Raw genomic sequence first — 20,804 nt, forward strand, 5'->3', positions numbered from 1 at the left:
TCCACGCTCAGGATGCGCGCTGGGCACATAGCCACCCAGCACTCTGGCACTCACTGGTGCCAGGTGCCAATCCTACGCGCCGACGCGCCGGTCATCAGGGAGGCGTTCGCCACGAGGGGACACGACGCGCTCGCCCCGTCACCCGGTTCCGCGCGCTGTGCACCACCCCCGTGTACGGTGACGCGCGTGCCTGCTTCCTTCCCCGACCGGTACGGCCATGACGTTCTGTCCTCCGGCCCACCCGCCCATCACCGTCAGCGACCCGTAACACGCGAGGTTCCCGTGCAGCGCGACCTCGTGGTCGAAGAGGCGTCGACAGGTTTCACCGGCGCGATCCAGCGTCTGGAGAAGATCGCCGGCGAGATCGTGGTGGAGCTCGAGGGCCGTGGCGGTGTGCGCCGCACCTTCCCGCTGGGTCCCGGCTTCATGATCGACGGGAAGCCCGTCGTGCTCACACGCCCCGCACCGCGCGCCGCACGCGGTCCCAAGCGCTCCGCCTCCGGCTCCGTGTATGTCGAAGGGGCGAAGGCCCGCACGGCCCGGGCCTCCCGCATCTGGGTGGAGGGCACCCACGATGCCGAGCTGATCCAGAAGGTGTGGGGGCATGATCTGCGCATCGAAGGCATCGTCGTCGAGCAGCTCGAGGGCGCCGACAACCTCGTCGAGCGGGTGCAGCACTTCTCTCCCTCTCCCGGGCGGCGGCTCGGAATCCTCGTGGATCACCTGGTGCGCGGCTCGAAAGAGTCGCGGATCGCGGCTGAGGTGATGGCGCTGCCCGGCGCGAGCGGGAACGTCGCCGTGCTCGGGCACCCGTATGTGGATGTGTGGCAGGCGATCAAACCGGCCCGCGTGGGTCTGCGCGAGTGGCCACATATCCCGCGCGGCACCGACATCAAGGTCGGCACCCTCGCGGCGCTCGGCTGGCCGCATGAGGATGCCGCTGACATCGGTCTGGGATGGAAGCGGATCCTTGCCACGGTGCGGTCCTACGCCGATGTGGAGCCGACGCTCTCGGGCCGCATCGAGGAGCTCATCGACTTCGTGACCGTCGAGCAGAGCTGACGGGATCGCCGCAGCGGAGCATCGACCCGGCGTCGCCTCGTCGTCTCCATCGTTCTGGGGGTAAACCCCCACCGTCCTCGGCGGCTGTCCACGAGGACGCACGGGTCATCGAACTCTAGGCTGGGGTCATCGACGCACAGACCACTCCCGGTGGTCCCGGAAGGAGCCTGAGATGACCCAGAGCCCGTACCCCCACGACCCGTACTCCTCCCCACAGTCGGAGACCTCGCAGCCCGCGGGCTCTCAGCAGCCTGCCTTCTCGTCTCCGCAGAGCGCCCAGCAGGCCCCGCATACCGCCGGCGGGTCCTACGACCAGGCCCCGGACCAGCCGGCTCCCGGCACCGCGGGCGTGTATGACGGTCCCCTGAGCGGCGAACCCATCAACCGCTCCGACTCGCGCCTGTGGGCGATGCTGTCGCAGCTCGCCGTGGTGCTCGGCCACGTCGTCTCCTGGGGCTTCCTGGGCTGGGTGGGTCCGCTGATCATCTTCCTGATCTACAAGGATCGTGACCGCTTCGTGCGCTACCACTCCGCGGAGGCCCTCAATGGCGCGATCGCGGTGCTCATCGCCCAGGTGGTGCTCACCGTCGTCATCACCATCCTCACGGTGATCACCCTCGGCCTCGGGTCGTTCCTCTTCCCGCTGGTGGGGATCCCCGCGCTGCTGCAGCTGATCTTCGCGATCATCGGGGCGGTCAAGGCCAACCAGGGCGAGTACTGGAACTACCCGCTGAACCTGCGCTTGGTGAAGTGAGCGGCGCCCTCAGGGCACCAGGTCACGGATGACCGCATCAGCCAGCAGACGGCCGGCTCGCGTGAGGACCGCGCGGCCGGCCGTCAGTGCGTCCGCCTCCAGGTGACCGCGCTCAGCGTGGACGGCAAGCAGGTGACGCCGCTGCTCGGGGATGACGGTGACCTCGAGCCCATCGGCGATCCGCAGCTCGAGCATGATCCGCTCCACGAGGCGGTCCTTGGCCGTGAGCTGCTCGGACTCCTGAACGGGCAGCCGCCCGTCGGCAAGGCGCGCGGCGTACCGGCTGGGATGCTTGAGGTTCCAGGAGCGTTCGCCGTCGCGATGGCGGTGGGCGCCGGGGCCGATGCCCCACCAGTCGCGTCCGGTCCAGTAAGCGAGGTTGTGGCGGGAGCGGTCCGCGCGGGTGCGGGCGAAGTTGGAGACCTCGTACCACTGAAGCCCGTCGGCGCGGGTGAGGTCATCGATCAGCTCATACTTGTCGGCCATGTCGTCGCCGTCCGGGGCGGTGATCTCCCCGCGGCGCAGCTGCCGGGCCATCGCCGTATTGCCCTCGATGATCAGTGAATACGCGGAAAGATGGTCGATCCCGCAGTCCAGGGCGGCACGGACCGAAGTCTCGACATCGGCGAGGGACTCCCCCGGGGTGCCGTAGATCAGATCGAGGCTCACGGCGAGTCCGGCGTCCTTCGCCCACTGCACCACCTGGGGGATGCGGTCCGGATCATGGGTTCGATCCAGGGTGGCGAGCACCGAGCGGACCGCGGACTGCATACCGAAGGACACGCGGGTAATACCGCCCGCAGCGAGCTCGGCGAGGGAGTCCGGGGTGACCGAATCGGGGTTCGCCTCGGTGGTGACCTCCGCGTCCGGGGCGAGCGGGATGAGGGAGCGCAAATGCGCGAGCATGGCCACGAGATCACCGGCGGGCAGCAGCGTCGGGGTGCCGCCCCCGAAGAACACGGTCGCGATCCGTTCGTAGCGGTACCCGGCGGCAAGGTCATCGGCGAGCTGCAGCTCCATCTCCCGCATCGCGTTGGCGGGGTACTCGCGCTGTGAGCCACCGCCACCGAGTTCCGCGTTCGTGTACGTGTTGAAGTCGCAGTAGCCGCAGCGCACCGCACAGAACGGGATGTGGATGTAGGCCGACAGCGCGCGCTGCGGGCTCGAATCGTCGCGGGAAGGCATCGACTCAGCTCCCCCGGCCATCAGAGGTCAGCGCTGCTGGATGGGAACGCACGCTGCCGGACTTCTCGAGCGCCCGCACGGCGGCGTTCACGAGAGAGCTGTACAGCACAGTGCCGCTCGTCGCGGACCAGTCGAGAACAGCTGCTGCCTGCTCAGCGTTCAGACCGCGGAAGGCATCGCGGATGCACACGCCGTGCCCGGGCCGACCGATCACCTCGATCGCATCACCGGCGCTGATCTCCCCCTCCTGGAGCACGCGGAGGTAGGTGCCGGGATGGCCGTGCTCGGTGAAGCGTCGACCGAAGCGCGGGTCCCCCACCCGCTCGGCGAGGGTCCCGCAGGGGGTGCGTTGGCAGGTGGCCTCGAGGATGGTGCTGCCGATGCGCCACTGCTCGCCGATCTCGGCGCCGTCCGTGTCGATACCGGCGGTCACGAGGTTCTCGCCGAAGAAGCCGTCGGGGAACTGGCGTCCGGTGCTGCGTGCGAGCGCCTCCCGTTGCTCCCGGGCGAAGGCGTAGACGGCTTTGAACAGGCCGCCGTGGTGCTCGCGGTCCCCTTGCACATCGCCCCAGATGCCGTGGGTGAGCACCTGGATGGGTCCGTCGACGGGGCGCTTGTCAATGCCGCTCATCAGACGGCCCCGGGTGGTGACCGGGAACAGCTGACGCGGCAGGCAGATGGCGGCAAGGCTCCCGGTGACTGCTCGTGTGCTCATCGATCTCCCGAGCTCCGGCCTTACTTCTTCTTGCCGTCCTTGGAGGAATCGGCGGCGTCAGAGGACAGCGCGGCGATGAACGCCTCCTGCGGCACCTCGACAGAGCCGATGTTCTTCATGCGCTTCTTGCCCTCCTTCTGCTTCTCCAGCAGCTTGCGCTTCCGGGAGATATCGCCGCCGTAGCACTTGGACAGCACGTCCTTGCGCATGGCGCGGATGTTCTCGCGGGCGATGATGCGCGAGCCGATCGCGGCCTGGATCGGCACCTCGAACTGCTGGCGCGGGATGAGGTTCTTCAGCTTCCCCGCCATCTCCACGCCGTAGTTGTAGGCCTTGTCGCGGTGGACGATGGCGCTGAAAGCATCCACCGGCTCGCCCTGGAGCAGCATGTCGACCTTCACCAGGTCCGCAACCTGCGAGCCGGACACGTCGTAGTCCAAAGACGCGTAGCCGCGGGTGCGGGACTTCAGCTGGTCGAAGAAGTCGAAGACGATCTCTGCCAGCGGCAGCGTGTACCGCAGCTCGACGCGGTCCTCACTGAGGTAGTCCATGCCACCGAGGCTCCCGCGCTTGGACTGGCACAGCTCCATGACCGCGCCGATGAACTCGCTGGGCACCAGGATGGTGGCCTTCGCGACGGGCTCGCTGATCTCATGCACCTTCCCGGCGGGGAAGTCCGACGGGTTCAGTACCTCCACCTCGGTGCCGTCCTCCATCACCACGTGATACACGACCGACGGGGCGGTGGAGATGAGGTCGAGGTCGAACTCGCGCTCGAGCCGCTCACGGATGATCTCCAGGTGCAGCAGCCCCAGGAAACCCACCCGGAACCCGAAGCCGAGCGCCGTGGAGGTCTCCGGCTCATAGCTGAGGGCGGCATCGTTGAGCTTCAGCTTGTCCAGCGCATCGCGCAGCGCCGGATAGTCCGAGCCGTCGATGGGGAACAGCCCCGAATACACCATGGGCTTGGGCTCGGTGTAGCCGGGCAGCGGCTCCTCGGCACCCCGCACGGAGGTGGTGACGGTATCGCCCACCTTGGACTGGCGCACGTCCTTCACGCCGGTGATCAGGTAGCCCACTTCACCGGTGCCGATGCCCGGGCTCGGCTTCGGCTCCGGAGAGCTCACGCCGATCTCGAGCAGCTCGTGGTGGGCGCCGGTGGACATCATGTCGATGCGGTCACGGGCCTCAAGGTGCCCGTCGACCACGCGCACGTAGGTGACCACGCCGCGGTAGGTGTCGTAGACGGAGTCGAAGATCATCGCGCGGCAGGGCGCATCGGGGTTGCCCTCCGGAGCGGGCACTGTGCGCACCACGTGATCCAGCAGGTCTGGGACGCCCTCGCCGGTCTTGCCGGAGACGCGCAGGACGTCCTCGGGGTCCACGCCCACGAGCTGGCCGATCTCTGCGGCGTACTTCTCCGGTTCCGCGCCGGGCAGGTCGATCTTGTTGAGCACCGGGATGATCGTCAGATCGTGCTCCATCGCCAGGTACAGATTCGCCAGCGTCTGCGCCTCGATGCCCTGGGCGGCATCCACCAGCAGGATCGCGCCTTCGCAGGCGGCCAGCGAGCGGGAGACCTCGTAGGTGAAGTCCACGTGCCCGGGGGTGTCGATCATGTTCAGCGCATAGTTGTCGCCGTCGACCTGCCAGGGCATGCGCACCGCCTGGGACTTCACGGTGATGCCGCGCTCGCGTTCGATGTCCATCTTGTCGAGGTACTGGGCGCGCATCAGCCGCTCTTCGACGATCCCGGTGATCTGCAGCATCCGGTCGGCCAGCGTGGACTTGCCGTGGTCGATGTGCGCGATGATGCAGAAGTTGCGCAGCCGCTCCTGGGCGGTGGCGGCGGGCTGGATGTCCGTCGCCTGGTCGGCAGCGATCCTCGGGGTCACCGGCAGCAGTCCTCTCGTCGATGGCGGGGCCGGGCGCTGCTGCGCCGGGCATCGTCCTATGGTCTCACGGGGCGCGCGGGGCGTCGCGTACCCGGCGCGCGGGCAGGCGCAACCTCACAGCTCCCGCGGCGCTCAGCAGCTCGAAGACCCACCCAGTCCGGGCGCTCAGGTGAGGTCCGGGTCGAAGTAGCGGCTGCCCAGGCCGCGGGTGATGGCGCCGGTGACCAGCTGCAGCTGCTCCATCTCCTGGTCGAAATCCGTGAGGATCTCCTCGAGCGCCCGGAAGCGCAGACTCGCCTGCGCCTGCCCGACGATCCGTCGACTCGGCTCCGCGGTGCCGACACGATCGAAGGTTGAGCCATGCAGCTTCGCGAGCGTCTCGAGCGCTGCATCCAGCTCTGCCAGGCAGTGCACGGCCGAGCGGGGGAAGATGGAATCCAGCAGCAGGAATTCGATCGCGCTCGTGCTGCGCACGCGCCCGCGGTAGGAGCGGATGTACGCCTCATGGGCACCGCACGAGCGCAGCAGCGTCACGGTCGACGCATCGGTCGCCTGCTCGAGATCGTGAGCCTGCAGATTGCGGGCCAGCATGTCCACCCGTTCGAGCTGCTGGCCGATGCGACAGAACAGCCACGCCTCATCGCGGGTCATGGAGGATTCGATGAGCCCGGTGAACACGGCGCAGCGGTCCTTGGCGTATTGGAAGGTGCCGTGCATGCGGCTGGGCCGCACGCCCCGCGGCAGGCCCAGGGTGGTGGTGTTCAGCGACTCCCACACCTCGGTGGAGAGCATTTCGCGGGCGCCCCGCGCGTTCTCCCGGGCGGTCTGCAGGGCACCGGCTACCGACGAGGGGTTGCGGCGGTCGGTCACCAGCCGATCCAGGACGCGCTGCACGGTGCGGTCGGCGTCGGCCACATCGGTGATCCCGAAGATCGCGTACAGGCCGGCGCAGGCCTCCTGCACGTCCAGGGCCGCGTCCTCGGTAATGGCCTGCAGCTTCACGTCGAGGATGCGAGCGGTCTGGTCGGCGCGCTCCACGTAGCGGCCGATCCAGAACATCGAGTCGGCCAGGCGGCTGAGCATCATCGGGCGGTCTCCTCGCTGGCGTCGATGATCCGGATGGCGGCGGTCACGGGCTCGGGTTCCGGGGCCGATGGTTCCGTGTCCTCGGTGGGGATGTCCTCGAAGGCGTCGTACTCCTCGTCCAGGGGAGCTTCGATGCTCTCCTGGGTGGCGGACTGCGTGGCATCCGACTGCGTGGGGCCGGAGGCGGGTCGGCTGGTGGCGAGCACCCAGGTGTCCTTCGAGCCGCCGCCGCGGGAGGAGTTCACGATCATCTCCCCACGCGGCAGGGCCACGCGGGTGAGCCCGCCGGGCAGCACCCACACATCATCCCCGCTGTTCAGGGCGAAGGGTCGCAGATCCACGTGGCGCGGTTCGATGCCCTCCTCCACCAGAGTGGGGATGGTGGACAGCTGCACAACGGGCTGGGCGATCCACCCGCGCGGATCGTCCAGGAGGCGTTCGCGCAGGGCGCTCAGCTCCTCGAGGGTCGCGGCGGGGCCGATCACGATGCCCTTGCCGCCGGAGCCGTCCACGGGCTTGACCACGAGCTCGTGCAGGCGGTCCAGCACCTCTTCGCGGGCCTCGGGCTCCTCGAGCCGCCACGTGTCCACGTTCGGCAGGATCGGTTCCTCGCCGAGGTAGTAGCGGATGAGGTCCGGGATGTAGGTGTAGGTGAGCTTGTCATCGGCGATCCCGTTGCCGATGCCGTTGGCGACCGTGACATTCCCGGCCAGGACGCTGCGCACGAGCCCGGGTACGCCGAGCATCGAATCAGGGCGGAACACCTCCGGGTCGATGAAGTCATCGTCGGTGCGCTTGTAGATCACGTCCACGCGGCGCAGCCCGGCGGTGGTGCGCATGTAGATGCGGTCGCCGCGCTCGACGAGATCGGAGGCTTCCACGAGATCCACGCCCATGGTGCGGGCCAGCAGGGAATGCTCGAAGTAGGCGCTGTTGTATCGGCCGGGGGTGAGGACGACGACGGTGGGCTCCTCCCCCGCGGTGCCCGGGGCGGCGGCCTGCAAAGCGGCGAGCAGACGCCCGGGATACTCGCCGACGCGCCGCACAGGCGTATCGGCGAACAGCTCGGGGAAGCCCTGCGCCATGGCCCGCCGGTTGGACAGCACGTAGCTGACACCGCTCGGGGTGCGGACGTTGTCCTCCAGCACGCGGAAGGCACCATCGGCCCCTTCACGCACCAGGTCGATCCCGGAGATGTGGATGCGCACGCCGTTCGGGGGCCGGTATCCGCGCATCGCTTCGACGACGTAGGTGGAGGAGCTGACGAGCTGGGCGGGCAGCACCCCGTCGGCGATGGCCCGCCGCTCTGTGTACAGGTCATCCAGGAGTCGTTCGAGCGCACGCACGCGCTGGGCCACGCCCTCGCTCACGCGGCTCCACTCCGCGGCGTCGATCAGCCGCGGGATCGCATCGATCGGGAAGGGCCGCTCTTCTCCCGCATAGTCGAAGGTCACGCCCTGGTCGAGGTAGCTGCGCGCGAGAGATTCAGAGCGGGCACGGAACTCCTCGAGGCCCAGCCCGGACAGAGCCTCATGCAGGGCCGCGGTGGTGGGGCGCACCGAGCCGTCATCGGCGAACATCTCGTCCCCGCGGATGCCCGGGGGGATGTCGTCGAACAGAGAGGGAGTGGGCGAGGTGGTGGGCATGCCTACGATTCTCACAGAACTGTGCCCTGTTCCGCTGCGCTTCCCAGGAGTGACTGCCATGGCCCTCGGCTCTCGCCTCACCTCGTTCGTGCGCTCTGCGCTGCGCTCACCGCAGGTGCGCCGCTCCGTGCGCGATCTGGGCCGGGCCGGGGTGCGCGCGCTCCAGGAGCAGCGGGGCGGTCGCGGGGCCGCGACGCGCCCCGCAGACCCGGACCGGGCGACGCCGGATGACGGGCCGACGCGGGAGGGCTCGGATGCCCAGCGGGAGTCTTCGGCGCTCGCGGATCGGGATCCCCGCACGCCGGTGGAGATCACCTATGCGCCGCGGCTGGATGATGACCCGGATCCCGGCGAGGTGGTGTGGGCGTGGGTGCCCTTTGAGGAGGACATCACTCGCGGCAAGGACCGGCCGGTGCTCGTGCTCGCGGAGGAGGATGCCTCGCGCGGCGGTACGGATGGCCGCGGGGAGGTGCTCGTGGCGCTCATGCTGACCTCGCGGGATCGTGCCGACTCCGGTGCGGTGATGACCGATGAGCACGGTGCGACCTGGGCGGATGTGGGCAGCGGCGCCTGGGATGCGAAGGGGCGGCCCTCGGAGGTGCGGGTGGATCGTCTGCTGCGCCTGGCTCCGGCGGCGGTGCGCCGGGAAGGTGCACGGCTGGATGAGGCACGGTTCGCCCAGGTGGCGCAGGCGGTGCGCACGGTGCATGGCTGGTCCGATGACCTCCCCGCACCCAGCGGTGACACGGCGTAATTCCCGGCACATGAGCTCGGTGCGCGGCCTGCGATCTGGTAGCGTGGCGCGCTGTATGTGTGACATACCGTCCGGTGTGCGCCGACGGGTCCCCGCCGTGTCAGGGGGCGCGGCGTGTGGCACCCGGGCGAGTAGCCGGGTCGGCGATCCGGCGCCGATGTCTCCAGGCGATTCCCCACCGCCGTCCCCGTCGGTGCCGTTCCTCGGCCGTCCCGGATGATCCACTCCGGAAGCACAAGAGAGAAGTCTTCGTGGCAAACATCAAGTCCCAGATCAAGCGGAACAAGACCAACGAGAAGGCCCGCCTGCGCAACCGCGCGGTGAAGTCCGAGCTCAAGACCTACGTGCGCAAGGTCCGCACCGCGGTCACCGCCGGTGACGCCGAGGCCGCCGGCGAGGCGTTCAAGGCCGCCTCCCGCAAGCTCGACAAGGCCGTCTCCAAGGGCGTGATCCACAAGAACCAGGCCGCGAACCGCAAGTCCGGTCTCGCGAAGCTGGTTGCGAAGGTCTCCGCCTGAGCCCCTGAAGCATTCCGCGCGACGCCCCGCACGGTCACCCGTGCGGGGCGTCGTCGTCTCGAGGGACAGGGCGGGCCAGGATCAACCGGCGCGGCGGGCGCGGCAGATACCCATGACCATGCGCTGCACAGACCACTGCGGGTCGCGCCCGGCGCCCTTGACTTCGTGATCGGCTCGCGCCACGGTCTCGAGCGCGCGGGCCAGCGCACGGTCGTTCCAGGCACGGGCCTCGCGCTGGAGGTTGCGGGCCATCCAGTCCGGCATCCCGAGGCTGCGGGCGGTGGCGCCAGGGGCGCAGACCTTCGCGAGCGAGCGCATCTTCGAGGCCACGGCGGCGACGATCGGCACCGGATCGGCGCCGGCGAGCTGTGCCTGCTGCAGCAGCTGGAGGGCTTCCTGTTCACGGCCGGCGATCGCGGCATCGGCCACGGCGAAGGCGGTGGACTCCACCCGACCGGCGGTCAGCCCGTGCACATCCTGGGCGGTGACCTGGGGGGCCTGCTGCCCGGCATCCGGGGTGGTGTCCTCGATGAGCTGGCGGCTGATCGCGGCGAGCTCAGCGAGGTCCCTGCCGAAGGCGTCGACGAGAGCGGTGAGGGCGTCAGGCTGGATGCGGCGCTGGGCGCGCGCGAACTCGGCGGCGACGAAGGCCTGCTTATCCGCGGCGCGTTTGACGGGGCTCGCGTCCACCCGGGGCACGCCCGCCTTCTTCAGGGCGTCCAGCAGCTTCTTGCCGCGGTTGCCGCCGCGGTGGACCAGCACGAGGGTGACATCGGGCTCGGGCTGCGGCAGGTAGTCGAGGACCTCTCCGATGAGCGCCTCGGGGGCTGCCTGCAGCTCGGGGATCACGACGAATCGCGGCTCGCCGAAGAGGGAGGGGCTCGTGACCTGGGTGAGGATGCCCGGGGTGATGGTCTCGGCGGTCAGCTGGTGGACGGCGACCTCGGGATTCTGCTCCCGGGCGAGGTCCCGCAGGCGCTGCACGGCCCGGTCGGCGATGAGCTGCTCGGTGCCGTGGACCAGCACCACCGGCGCGAGGGCGACGCTGTGCCACTGGACATCGCTCACCGGGTGCTCCTGACTGCTGAGGGGTGCCATGGCCGCCGCGGGCCGGGCAGGGGTTCCTGCGCTGGTCGATCCTATCGGGCTGGGCCCACGCTGCGCGGCTCGGGATCCGGACCGACGGGGAGGATGACGGTGCCGTGCTGGTCGGTGCGCAGGATCTGTGCGCCACTGTGCTCGAGCATGCTGAGCGCCTCGGCGGTGGGGTGCCCGAAGCTGTTGTCCTCACCGACGGTGATCAGGGCGAGCTCGGGATCGATCCGGGTGTAGAGCTCCGCGTGCTGGCGGCGGCTGCCGTGGTGGGCGACCTTCACCAGCTGCGCCGTGCCGATGTCCTGCTGCGCGAGCAGCCGCTGAGCGACGGGCTCAAGGTCCCCGAGCGCGATGAGCCTCCCGCCGCTGGGCCAGGTTGCTGCGATGACCACGGAGCAGTCGTTGGCCGCATCGCCTTCTCCTGACCCGGTCTCGGCGCGGCTCGCCTGGTAGGCGGCCTCGGCGCTCGGCGGCCACAGCACCTCGATCGTGAGTCCGGGCCGCTGCCATGCCTCCCCTGTGACGACGGGCTGGGCCGGCACGGCGGAAAGGTTGTGTCTGCCGGCCTCGGGCAGCGGGCAGGTCCACTGCTCGCGCGGGATGCGGGTGCCGACGAGGGCATCGCGCCCACCGGTGTGATCAGCATGCGGATGGGTGAGCACCAGCAGGTCGATGCTCTGGATCTGCAGGCGATCCAGGCATTCCCGCAGCGCCGCGGGGTCCGGACCGGTGTCCACGAGCACCGTCGGCGCTTGTTCTCCCTCGCCCCGCAGCAGCAGCGCGTCACCCTGCCCGACCGCGCAGGCCGCCACCGCCCAGCCCTGCGGGGCGCCGCCGGGCAGGTGGCGTGCGAGGCCTGGTGCGAGCAGCGCCACAGCGGCCGCGGCAGCGATCCAGCGCACGGCGGCGCTGCGTCGGCCGACCAGGAGGATCCCCGCGATGATGATCGCTGTAAGAGCCAGCAGCGCCCCGGCCGCGCCCTCAGGCACGGGGATCCGGGAACCGGGCAGCGCATCAGCGGCGCGGGCGATGAGCAGCACCAGGTGCGCTCCCCCGCCCGCGACGCCGTAGAGCAGCTGTGCCCCGGGCGGCCAGATCACACCGAGGCACAGGGCGAGGAGTCCGATCACGGTGGAGGGGCCGACGATAGGTCCCACGAGCAGGTTCACCGGGACCGCCCAGGCGGAGACCTCGGGGGTGAGCAGGATGAGCAGTGGTGTGCAGGCCAGCTGCGCCACGATCGGCACCGCGAGGATCAGCGCCCCGGTGCGGCCCAGGCGCCTTCCGCTCATGCTGACGAGGGCCGTGGCGAGCGGCGGGGCGGCGAGCAGGATCGCCGCCGTGGACAGTGCGGAGAGCAGGAACCCGACCGATGCCGCAGTGACCGGGTCGATCACGGCCCACAGAGCGACGGTGAGGGCGAGAGCTGCGACCGGGGATGCCCGCACTCCCGCGTACCGTGCGGCCAGCAGCGGCGCAGCCATGGTCGCGGCGCGCTGCACGCTCGGCTCATCGCCCACCAGCCACACATAGGCGCCCACCGTCACGGCAGCAAGCAGCAAGCGGGGGCGGCGGCGCAGGCCGAGCAGCAGCGCGGGGCCGAGCACCGCGGCGAGGACCAGGGCGATGTTCGCCCCGGAGACGGCCACCAGGTGGGAGATCCCGGCCCGGCGCATGATGTCCTCGGTCTGCTCGCTCATGCCCTGGGTGTCCCCGGTGGTCATGCCGCGGATGAGCGCGGCTTCCTCGGGTGGGAGCGCTGCGGTGGCGTGCCGGGCTTGCTCGCGCAGCTGCTGACGCATGCTCTGTGCCCTCCCGACGATTCCGCCGGCCGGAACGGGCTGCACGTCAGCGGCGCGCAGCACGATAAGGCTGCCCGATACTCGCACGGTGCCGCGGACCAGCAGCGCGTCGCCATCTCGCACGGCGGCGAGATCTTCTGCTGCGTCTCCGTCGGCTTGCACGAGGATGGGGACGGAGGACGGCAGCGTGCGTGTCGTCGTGCCGATGCGAGCCGCGCCTGCCCGGCTGCGGGCACGCATCTGCAGTCCCTCCCGGGCCCAGGGCGGTCCGCTCGTCGGCGGCGCGGGGTCCTGGGCTGCGGTGAGAGCAAGCTGCACCACCGCTGCATCATCAGCAGCGACAGTCAGCGTCTCCTGAGCGGTCTCGTGGCGTTGGAGGGCCGGGAACAGGAGCGCACCGGCGAGCACGACGATGCCCAGGTGCCCGAGCACCGTGGGCGCGGTGCGGGAGGTGCCGAGCACCGTCGTGACGGTCAGCGCGACAGCTATGAGCACCGCTGCGGCGGCGACCGCGGCCGCGGTGCCGACCAGGGCGCCGAGCACGGCGAGCCCCCAGACCACGACTGCTCCTGGCAGCAGGAGCAGATCTGTCGGCCGCAGTCGTGTGCTGCCGGGTGTGTCGGGCCGGGTCATACGGTGGCCTGCGGTCTGATCTTCTCGAGGGTCGCAGGGCCGATGCCGGAGACCTCCTGCAGCTGATCCACGCTCGTGAAGGGACCGTTCTGCTCCCGGTGCGTGATGATCCGCTCCGCGATCGCCGGGCCCACCCCGGGCAGGTCCTCTAGCTCTGCCGCGGTGGCGGTGTTGAGGTTGATCAGCGCGCCTGCCCCTGGCGGCCCGGCCGGGTCGCTCCCCTCTGGTTCCGCTCCCCCGCTCGGCGCCCCACCACCGGGGTCCGCGGGCAGCTCGCGCGGTTCCTCCCCGGGCACGGGGACGTGGATCTGCTCTCCGTCGCTGACGGGCCGGGCGAGGTTCACGGCCGCGAGGTCCGCCTCAGGCTGCGCTCCCCCGGCAGCGGCGAGGGCATCATCCACTCGGGCACCCGGCTCAAGCCGCACCACCCCGGGGCTCTCCACCGCACCGGTGACATGCACGATCAGGACCGTCGGCGGCGACGCCCCAGAGTCCTCCCCCGCCTGCTCGGTGCTCTGTTCCCCCGCCGCCCCGTCTTCCTCCCCATCCACGGCAGGGGCGCTGGACTCGACGGTCGGAGCGATCGCGGGGGCTCCGAGCGGGACGGCGGAGCCGCTGCCGGACAGGTGCACCGCCCCCAGGCCGATGAGCACGAGCACCGCGATCCCCACCAACGCTGAGGCGGAGGGCACGGGCAGGCTGCGGCGCGGACGCGGTGGATGATGCTCGCGCCGCGTGATCAGCGTGTCACCGTTGCGGCGGTGCCGTCCGCTGCGGCCGCGCCCGCTGCGCCCGGTCAGGTCCTGTGCTCCCATGGGCGCGAGGCTAGGGAGCGCACGCCCCCGTCGTCAGCCGACGGCCGCCCACTGTGGATGACGGGCCATTGTGGAGGAGAGGTCGTGCCACGTCACCGCCCGCCGCCCGTGCCGGGGTCAGAGCCCGAAGGTCGCAAGCCACTGCCCCCAGAACGCCACCGCGATCACGACGATGACCAGCAGATACCACAGCAGCGTGAGCAGCACCCACCTTCGCAGCAACGTCCCCAGCGCGCGGGGCACCGGAATATCCCCGGACTCCACCATGTGTGCGAGGGTCGCGAAGAACATCGGGGCGCTCACCGCCCAGACGACCATGCACCAGGGGCACAGGGCGCGGATCACGAAGATCGCGGAGATCGCCAGGAAGTGGACGTACGCGAGGGCGAACAGCATCCCGCCGAGCACCGCCCAGCGGAACCAGGTGGGCAGCGGCGTGCGGCTGACCATGAGCGCGCCGGCGGCAGCCATGATCGCGAATCCGCCCAGCCCGATCGCCATGTTCGGGATCCCCAGCGCCGCGGCCTGCCAGGTCATCATGACGCTGCCGCAGGAGATGAAGGGGTTCACGTCGCAGCCGAGGCTCGCCCCGGGGTTCTCCAGCAGGTATTCCTTGCCGACCAGGAGCTCGAGCGATGCGATCCAGCCGATGATGCCGCCGATCAGCAGCACAAGCCCGGTCAGGCGCTGCGGGGCGCGGGGGCGGGCGGCCCGTTCGGCGGCGAGCTCACGGTCGATCTCCGCGCGCAGCGCGGCGTCGTCCTCGTCCGGGTGCAGATCCTCGCCCGCGGCGGTCCGTTCCGTGCTCATAGGTGCCCTCCTCGTGGGCGGCGGTGGACCGGGGCGGTCACACCACGGGGTGCTCGCGGAACCATTCCGCGAGCCGACGGTTGCCCTCGTCCATGCTCACCGCGGGGGTCCACTGCAGGCGTTCGCGGGTGCGGCGCTGATCGAACCAGTGGGCGGTGGACATCTGCTCGGCGAGGAACTCGGTCATCGGGGGTTCGTCGTGTCCGGGACGCTTCTCCCAGATCCGTTCGATGACCCGCCCGGCGAAACGGGCCGCCGCGCCGGGCACGGAGATCCTCGGGGCTGGCACGCCGGCGGCCGCGCACCAGCCGGCGAAGACATCCCGCACAGCGCGAGGCTCCCCGTTGGAGACCACGAAGCTCTCTCCGTGCACGTCGTCGATCCGGTCGTAGGCGGCGACGATCGCGTCGGCGGCATTGTCCACGTAGGTGGTGTCGATCAGGGCCATGCCCTGATCCAGCAGCGGAAGGCGCCCGCGGCTGGCACGATCCACGATGCGCCCCACCAGCTGCGTGTCCCCCGGCCCCCACACCACGTGGGGGCGGATCGACGTGACCAGCAGGCCGTCCTTCCCGTCGGCCTCCATGGCCAGCAGCTCCGCGGCCGCCTTGGTGCGGGCGTACGGGCCGCGGGCATGCTCCGGGGACGCGACGGTGGCATCATCGCCCACGATCGCGCGGCCTAGATGCGCGACCGACGGAGAGGAGATGTTCACCAGTCGGCTCACGCCCTCAGCGCGCATGGCATCGAGGATGTTGGCGGTGCCGCCGATGTTGATCGCCCGGTATTCGCTCTCCGGCCCCGAGATCGAGACCTTCGCGGCAAGATGCACGACGGCATCGGCGCCCTGGACGGCCCGACGCACGTCCTCGGCGCTCGTGAGGGAGCCGCACACGTCCTGCACCCCGTCGATACCGGCGGGGCGGCGCTGGAAGGCCCGCACGTCGAGCCCGCGGTCGCGCAGCGTGCGGGCGACCGCACCGCCGAGCATTCCGGAGGCACCGGTGACCAGGACCGTCTCGGCGCTCACAGCGCGTCCGCCTTCTCACCGCGCAGGGTCTGCTCGGCCCAGCGGGACAGTGCCGCCCGGTCGATCTTCGAGTTGTGCCGGATGTCCGTGGGCAGGGCCCGGGTGGTGAACACCGCAACCACCTCGGCGCCGCAGCGCTCGCGGACCGCGCGGCGCACGGCCTCTTGGAGGGACGGCTCTGCGGGGCGCGGTCTGTCGGCCTTTCCGGGGCGGTAGCCCTCCTCGGTCTCGAGGATCACGACGACCTGCTGGGTGCCGCGGGGGCCGACGGCGGCTGCACCGGCACGCCGCACGACGGGCACGGACTCCGCTGCCTCCTCGACCTGCACCGGGGTGAGGAGACCGTCGGCGGTGGCGAGGACGTGGGCGGCGCGGCCCTCGACCCACAGGCGTCCCTGGTCATCGAGGTGTCCGACGTCCCCGGTGGCGTGCCAGCCCTCAAAGCGCATCGCGGTGCGGGTGGTGTGCCACAGCATGAGGTAGCGGTCGCGCACATGCGGGGCGCGCACGAGGATCTCGCCGACGACATCCGGATCGGTGGTGATCTCCCCGGTCGTCTCCCCGTTGTCGTCCATCGGGGCGATGGCGATCTCGACGCGCGGCACGGGCCGGCCCACGCAGACTCCGGAGCCCTCCCCGGCAGCCTCGATGCCGTCGAGGTCGATCGCGGCGACGGCCAGGCATTCGGTCATGCCATAGGGCGTGAGCGCCCGCGCCTCGGGCATGAGATCCCGCAGGCCGCGCAGCAGGTGCGCGGGGATCGGGGCGCCGGCGGAGAAGAAGCTCGCCGCCCCGGCCATCGCTTCCCGGCCTGCAGCATCGAGCTGATCGGAGGTGTCCAGGATGTTGCGCAGCGCCGCGGGGGCGGTGAACACCGCGGGTCGGCCCAGCGCCGCGATCGCCTCGGCGAGCGCCGGGGCGGTCAGCTCCCCCGGCCGGGTGATGTCCATATCGGGCACCACGGTGGGGGCACCGAGCGCCGGCCCCAGCAGGGCAAACGGCGCGAATCCGGCGACAAGTCCCCGCTCGGGTGCGAGCTGGAGGGTCTCGCCGACGGCCGTGAACATGGCGCCGAGCTGGCGATGGGTGAGCACCGCTCCCTTGGCCGGTCCGGTGGAGCCGGAGGTGAACAGGATCGCGGCATCCGCATCGGGATCCGGGTAGGGGGCGTCCAGAGGCGCGCCAAGCTCACGCATCATGGCGCCGGAGCGGGCGAGCTGAGCTATCGAGCTCTCCACCCCGAGGGCCGTGCGGTCCAGGGTGGGCAGTTGCTCGACGCTGATGCGGCGGCCGGGCCAGTTCATCGCGCGGGCGCCGACCAGGGCGCGGTTGATGCCGATCAGCCAGTCCGGGTGGGAGCCGATGACGGCGCGAGTGAGGCCCTGCAGGCCCAGGCCCGCGTCAGCGATCACGGCGACGGCGCCGATGCGGAAGCAGGCGTACAGCACACCGGTGAGGTCCGCGCCGGGGGTGATCAGCAGGCTCACCCGGTCTCCGGGGCGCACGCCGTGGCCCAGGAGCCCGGCGGCGATGTCATCCACCCGGCGGTTCAGCAGTGACCAGGAGATCTCCCGGCCCTGACCGTCCGCGCCGCCGAGCTCGACGACGGCGGCACGCTGGGCGTGCACGGGGTCCGCAGCCAGCTGAGCGATGGGCGCGCCGATGGGCTGCGTCTCGGTGGGCTCAGCGAAGGAGGAGACGGGCCGCCAGGCCGGGGCGGCCTCGCGCGGCTGCTCAGCAGTGCCGAAGGTGTCCTCGAGCCAGGCGCTCACCAGGCCCGCGAGGTCGGCGTCCTCCCACACCAGGTGGGAGGCCTTCTCGAAGCGGTGGACGTCTGCGTGAGGAATGCGCTCGAGGATGTCGCGCAGGAAACGGTCGGAGAAGGTGATGTCCCGCGGCCCCCAGGCCAGCAGGGTGGGAACCTTCAGCTCCTTCACACCCTCGGCGACCCGCTCAAGGGTGGGGCGGGAGGGATGGTCGGCACCGGCGGGGATATCGGCGACGAACTGGTCGATGCCCTGGCGCCGCGCGCGCGTGCGGTAGGGGGCGAGGTACCCCTCCTGCACTTCGGCGGGCAGCGCGGGCTTGGACAGCGACAGGGTGGTGCGCAGGAACCCGTCGGTCAGCGATGTTGAGGCGGTGCGGAACCCGGGGGTGGTCGCGAGCTGCAGGGCGCGCGGGAGGGATTCGGCGATCTCCTGGTGCAGGCCCGTGTTCGTGAGGATCATCCCGGCCAGGTCATGCCGGTTGTCCAGCGCCCAGCCGGTGGAGATCAGCCCACCCCAGTCATGGCCGACGGTCACAATGGGGCCGCGCAGCGACAGGGCGTCGGTGAGCATCGACAGATCGGTGATGCGGTCCTGGTAGCGGCGGCGCACACCGGTGCGCTCGGACCAGCCCATCTCCAGCTGGTCCACGGCGATCAGCCGCCACGGAATGTCCTCCCGCACGAGAGACCGGAACAGGTAGGAGGACGTGGGGTTGCCGTGGACGGCCAGGAGAGTGCCTCGCGGGTTGATGCCCCGCTCGGCGAGCCACGGCCCGGAGTCCAGCAGGTGCCAGCGGCGCTTCTCGCCGGTGTGGTCACGCGCTTCGAGCATGCGGTGCAGGCGCGGATCCACGCCGTGCTGCTCGGGCATGTCGGGGACGTCGGCGCGTCGGCGCCCGGTGCTCTGACGGGAGTTCACCACTCCACCTCCATCATCGCGGTGTTCAGTCCGGATCCCACGCCCATCAGCAGCACCCGCTGCCCCCGCTGGACCTGATCCTGGATGTGGGCGAGGGTCATCGGCACGGCCTCGGCGGCGATGTTCCCCCAGTCGGGGAAGGTCACGGGGATGCGTTCCATGCCCACCCCGGTGATCTTCGAGAAGTTGCGGGTGTAGACCATCGAGACCTGGTGCGGGATGACGTAGTCAATGCTCTTGAAATCCAGGCCCTGCTCATTGGCACCCTTCCAGGTGTCCAGGATCAGCTGGATGCCGTTCTCCAGCAGCCCGGCGGAGTCGGTGCGCATGTCCTGCATGTTCGCCACGCACAGCTCGTGGTGCTCCGTGCCGGCACGGGCCTGGGTGAGCTTCAGGCGGTGCCCCTCGGGGTGCTCATCGGCCGGTCCGAGCACCGCGGCGGCGGCGCCGGATCCGAGGGTGAGGGAGGCGAACTGGTTGTTGAAGTCCTCGCGGGTGGAGTTCTTCGCGTTGATCCGGGAGACGGTGCCGCGCTGGACCTCTTCGACATCCTCTGCGCCCACGATCAGGGCGTAGCGGATCTGCCCGGTGTCAATCATGCCCGCGGCCATGGTCATGGCGTTGACGAAGCCGAGGCACGCATTGGTGATGTCGAAGTTCATGCAGCTGGTGGGCATCCCCAGGGAATGGTGGATGCTCGTGGAGACCGCAGGCTCCAGATGCTGACGGGACACCGAGGCGTTGATCAGCAGCCCCACCTGGTCGCGCGTGATCCCGGCCTTGGCGATGGCACGCTCGGCGGCCTGCACCACGCCCTGGCGCCAGCCGTCCCTGGGGTCACGCCACCAGCGGCGCTCGTATACCCCGGCCACGCGCTGCAGCACGCCCTTGGGCAGACGCAGGCGCTTGCGGGCGGGGCTGAGCATCTCATCGATCTCATCGGAGGTCACCGTGACCTGAGGAAGCGACATCTCGACGGCCAACAGGCTCGCGTTGCGGTGGACGATTCCCGTGTTCCCGTTGGCCATCAGTGCGCTGTACCTCGTCAGATCGTTCATCGTTGCGGTAGATCATTCATCGTTCCAGCAGATCATTCGCCATGGCGGCGCGTCCCCGTGCGGTGGCGGGGCGATCTGCTCCACCGCTCATCATCCCACCCGTGCCTGGACAGTTGCTCAGGCGGTGGCGGATCCCACGTCGACCCCGGGCTCCCCCGGCACCTGAGAGCCCGCGTCCTGCTCTCTCACGGTCACCTCGTCCTCCCCCTTCGGGCCCTCCTCCTCGAGGTGGTGGCCCAGGTGGTGACGGGCGAACTCCAGGCACTGCCGCAGGGTGCGCTCGCGGCGTTCCTCATCCCGGCTGGTCGTGACCTCCAGCAGCACCGAGCCCTCCCAGCCGCGATTGGCGAGCCGCCGCAGCACCTCGGCGCACGGCTGATTGCCCTCCCCGGGTGGGAGATGCTCATCCTTCGTGGTGTGGCCGGAGCCATCGGCCAGGTGCAGGTGGGTGAGCCGGTCCCCGAGGCGCTCGATCATCTCCAGCGCGTCATCACCGGCGGTCGCGGCGTGGGAGAGGTCCACCGTCACATGCGCATAGTCCTCATCGGTGGGGTCGTGATCGGGCAGGTAGTTCAGCAGCTCCCGCACGCCCAGCCGCCACGGGTACATGTTCTCCACCGCGATCGCGATGCCGCTGTCGGCCTCGATCTGCGCCACGCCCTCCACGAAACCGCGCGCGTACTTCCCCTGCCAGCGGAACGGTGGGTGCGCCACGACGGTGGGGGCCCCGAGCTTCTGGGCGAGCTCCACCGTGCGATGGATCTTCACCCACGGGTCGGTGCCCCACAGGCCCTGCAGCAGGAAGAGGGTGGGTGCATGGAGGGAGAAGATCGGCTGCTCGTACCGCTCGGAGTAGGCACGCAGGGCCGATGCGTCCTGCGAGTCCTTGGCGTAGGAGACCATCACCTCCATGCCGTCGTAGCCGATCTTCTGGGCCAGGCGGAATCCTTCCTCCACGCCGGCGGGGAACACGGAGGAGGTGGACAGGCCGACGGGGATGCGCCGCTGCGGATGCTGGTCGCTGCGCGGATCACCGGCGCTGAGCCGACGCGAGAGCTTCTCCTGCGCGGAGCGGTGGGCGGTGTTGGGCCGGGTGAACGGCTTGCGTTCCCCGTGGCGGGGTGCGTTCGACGACGAATCCTCGCGGCGTCGGCTCACAGCTCCTCCTGGGCGGTCGATCGGCGCAAACAGTATTGCACCAGGGCACGCTTCTAGACTCGTCCTGATGCCCGCAGCGGCCCGGGCCATCGGCGGGGGGG

At 70.4% G+C, this 20,804-nt stretch carries 17 protein-coding genes; 4 read left to right on the forward strand and 13 right to left on the reverse strand.

Going from position 1 to position 20,804, the window contains the following annotated elements; genetic code table 11:
- Positions 1-186: 186 nt before the first annotated feature.
- The gene (locus CJ197_RS08775; protein ID WP_102236364.1) at positions 187-1,062 is read left to right on the forward strand and encodes a DUF3097 domain-containing protein; all 876 of its coding nucleotides are present in this window, start codon (positions 187-189) and stop codon (positions 1,060-1,062) included.
- 172 nt (positions 1,063-1,234) lie between these two features.
- A complete protein-coding gene (locus tag CJ197_RS08780; protein WP_102236365.1) occupies positions 1,235-1,816 on the forward strand; it encodes a DUF4870 domain-containing protein in 582 nt (193 codons plus the stop codon).
- 9 nt (positions 1,817-1,825) lie between these two features.
- On the opposite strand, the gene hemW is transcribed toward CJ197_RS08780, so the two are convergent.
- The 5 genes from hemW to CJ197_RS08805 all read right to left on the reverse strand — a co-directional run bounded on the left by hemW (position 1,826) and on the right by CJ197_RS08805 (position 8,343).
- Complete coding sequence (gene hemW / locus CJ197_RS08785) at positions 1,826-3,001, reverse strand: radical SAM family heme chaperone HemW (protein WP_102236415.1); 1,176 nt, start codon at positions 2,999-3,001, stop codon at positions 1,826-1,828.
- Positions 3,002-3,005: 4 nt separating this feature from the next.
- Positions 3,006-3,716 carry an MOSC domain-containing protein gene (locus tag CJ197_RS08790; protein WP_102236366.1) on the reverse strand — a complete coding sequence of 237 codons (711 nt, stop codon included), beginning with the start codon at positions 3,714-3,716 and terminating at the stop codon, positions 3,006-3,008.
- A gap of 20 nt (positions 3,717-3,736) precedes the next feature.
- Complete coding sequence (lepA, locus tag CJ197_RS08795; RefSeq protein ID WP_102236367.1) at positions 3,737-5,617, reverse strand: translation elongation factor 4; 1,881 nt, start codon at positions 5,615-5,617, stop codon at positions 3,737-3,739.
- A 159-nt stretch (positions 5,618-5,776) separates the two neighbouring features.
- Positions 5,777-6,697, reverse strand: coding sequence for an alpha-E domain-containing protein (locus tag CJ197_RS08800; protein WP_233190768.1), 921 nt, complete (start codon positions 6,695-6,697; stop codon positions 5,777-5,779).
- Positions 6,694-8,343 (reverse strand): circularly permuted type 2 ATP-grasp protein, encoded by a 1,650-nt coding sequence (locus CJ197_RS08805; protein ID WP_102236368.1) that lies wholly within the window; start codon positions 8,341-8,343, stop codon positions 6,694-6,696. Before CJ197_RS08805 ends, CJ197_RS08800 begins: the two co-directional genes overlap by 4 nt.
- A gap of 58 nt (positions 8,344-8,401) precedes the next feature.
- Between CJ197_RS08805 and CJ197_RS08810 the strand changes: the two genes are divergently transcribed.
- Together CJ197_RS08810 and rpsT are read left to right on the forward strand one after the other, a co-directional pair.
- Positions 8,402-9,097 (forward strand): type II toxin-antitoxin system PemK/MazF family toxin, encoded by a 696-nt coding sequence (locus tag CJ197_RS08810; RefSeq protein WP_102236369.1) that lies wholly within the window; start codon positions 8,402-8,404, stop codon positions 9,095-9,097.
- Positions 9,098-9,348: 251 nt separating this feature from the next.
- Positions 9,349-9,615 carry a 30S ribosomal protein S20 gene (rpsT, locus tag CJ197_RS08815; protein ID WP_102236370.1) on the forward strand — a complete coding sequence of 89 codons (267 nt, stop codon included), beginning with the start codon at positions 9,349-9,351 and terminating at the stop codon, positions 9,613-9,615.
- A gap of 81 nt (positions 9,616-9,696) precedes the next feature.
- On the opposite strand, the gene holA is transcribed toward rpsT, so the two are convergent.
- The 8 genes from holA to CJ197_RS08855 all read right to left on the reverse strand — a co-directional run bounded on the left by holA (position 9,697) and on the right by CJ197_RS08855 (position 20,703).
- On the reverse strand, positions 9,697-10,683 hold the full coding sequence (gene holA / locus CJ197_RS08820) for a DNA polymerase III subunit delta (protein WP_102236371.1): 987 nt from the start codon (positions 10,681-10,683) through the stop codon (positions 9,697-9,699).
- A 71-nt stretch (positions 10,684-10,754) separates the two neighbouring features.
- Positions 10,755-13,073, reverse strand: coding sequence for a ComEC/Rec2 family competence protein (locus tag CJ197_RS08825; protein ID WP_233190770.1), 2,319 nt, complete (start codon positions 13,071-13,073; stop codon positions 10,755-10,757).
- Positions 13,074-13,141: 68 nt separating this feature from the next.
- Positions 13,142-13,960 carry a helix-hairpin-helix domain-containing protein gene (locus CJ197_RS08830; protein ID WP_102236372.1) on the reverse strand — a complete coding sequence of 273 codons (819 nt, stop codon included), beginning with the start codon at positions 13,958-13,960 and terminating at the stop codon, positions 13,142-13,144.
- Positions 13,961-14,077: 117 nt separating this feature from the next.
- Entirely contained in the window at positions 14,078-14,770 is a 693-nt protein-coding gene (locus CJ197_RS08835; RefSeq protein WP_102236373.1) for a vitamin K epoxide reductase family protein, read from the reverse strand.
- Between the two features lie 37 nt (positions 14,771-14,807).
- Positions 14,808-15,800: an NAD(P)-dependent oxidoreductase gene (locus tag CJ197_RS08840; RefSeq protein ID WP_102236374.1), complete on the reverse strand. Its 993-nt coding sequence runs from the start codon at positions 15,798-15,800 to the stop codon at positions 14,808-14,810.
- Positions 15,797-18,439 carry an alpha/beta fold hydrolase gene (locus CJ197_RS08845; protein ID WP_102236418.1) on the reverse strand — a complete coding sequence of 881 codons (2,643 nt, stop codon included), beginning with the start codon at positions 18,437-18,439 and terminating at the stop codon, positions 15,797-15,799. Before CJ197_RS08845 ends, CJ197_RS08840 begins: the two co-directional genes overlap by 4 nt.
- A 44-nt stretch (positions 18,440-18,483) precedes the next feature.
- Positions 18,484-19,515 (reverse strand): 3-oxoacyl-ACP synthase III, encoded by a 1,032-nt coding sequence (locus tag CJ197_RS08850; protein WP_102236419.1) that lies wholly within the window; start codon positions 19,513-19,515, stop codon positions 18,484-18,486.
- 147 nt (positions 19,516-19,662) lie between these two features.
- The gene (locus tag CJ197_RS08855; protein ID WP_102236375.1) at positions 19,663-20,703 is read right to left on the reverse strand and encodes a sugar phosphate isomerase/epimerase; all 1,041 of its coding nucleotides are present in this window, start codon (positions 20,701-20,703) and stop codon (positions 19,663-19,665) included.
- Positions 20,704-20,804: the final 101 nt, after the last annotated feature.

Origin of the sequence: Brachybacterium sp. UMB0905 (assembly GCF_002871795.1) — a bacterium.
In the GTDB taxonomy this organism is placed as follows: domain Bacteria; phylum Actinomycetota; class Actinomycetes; order Actinomycetales; family Dermabacteraceae; genus Brachybacterium.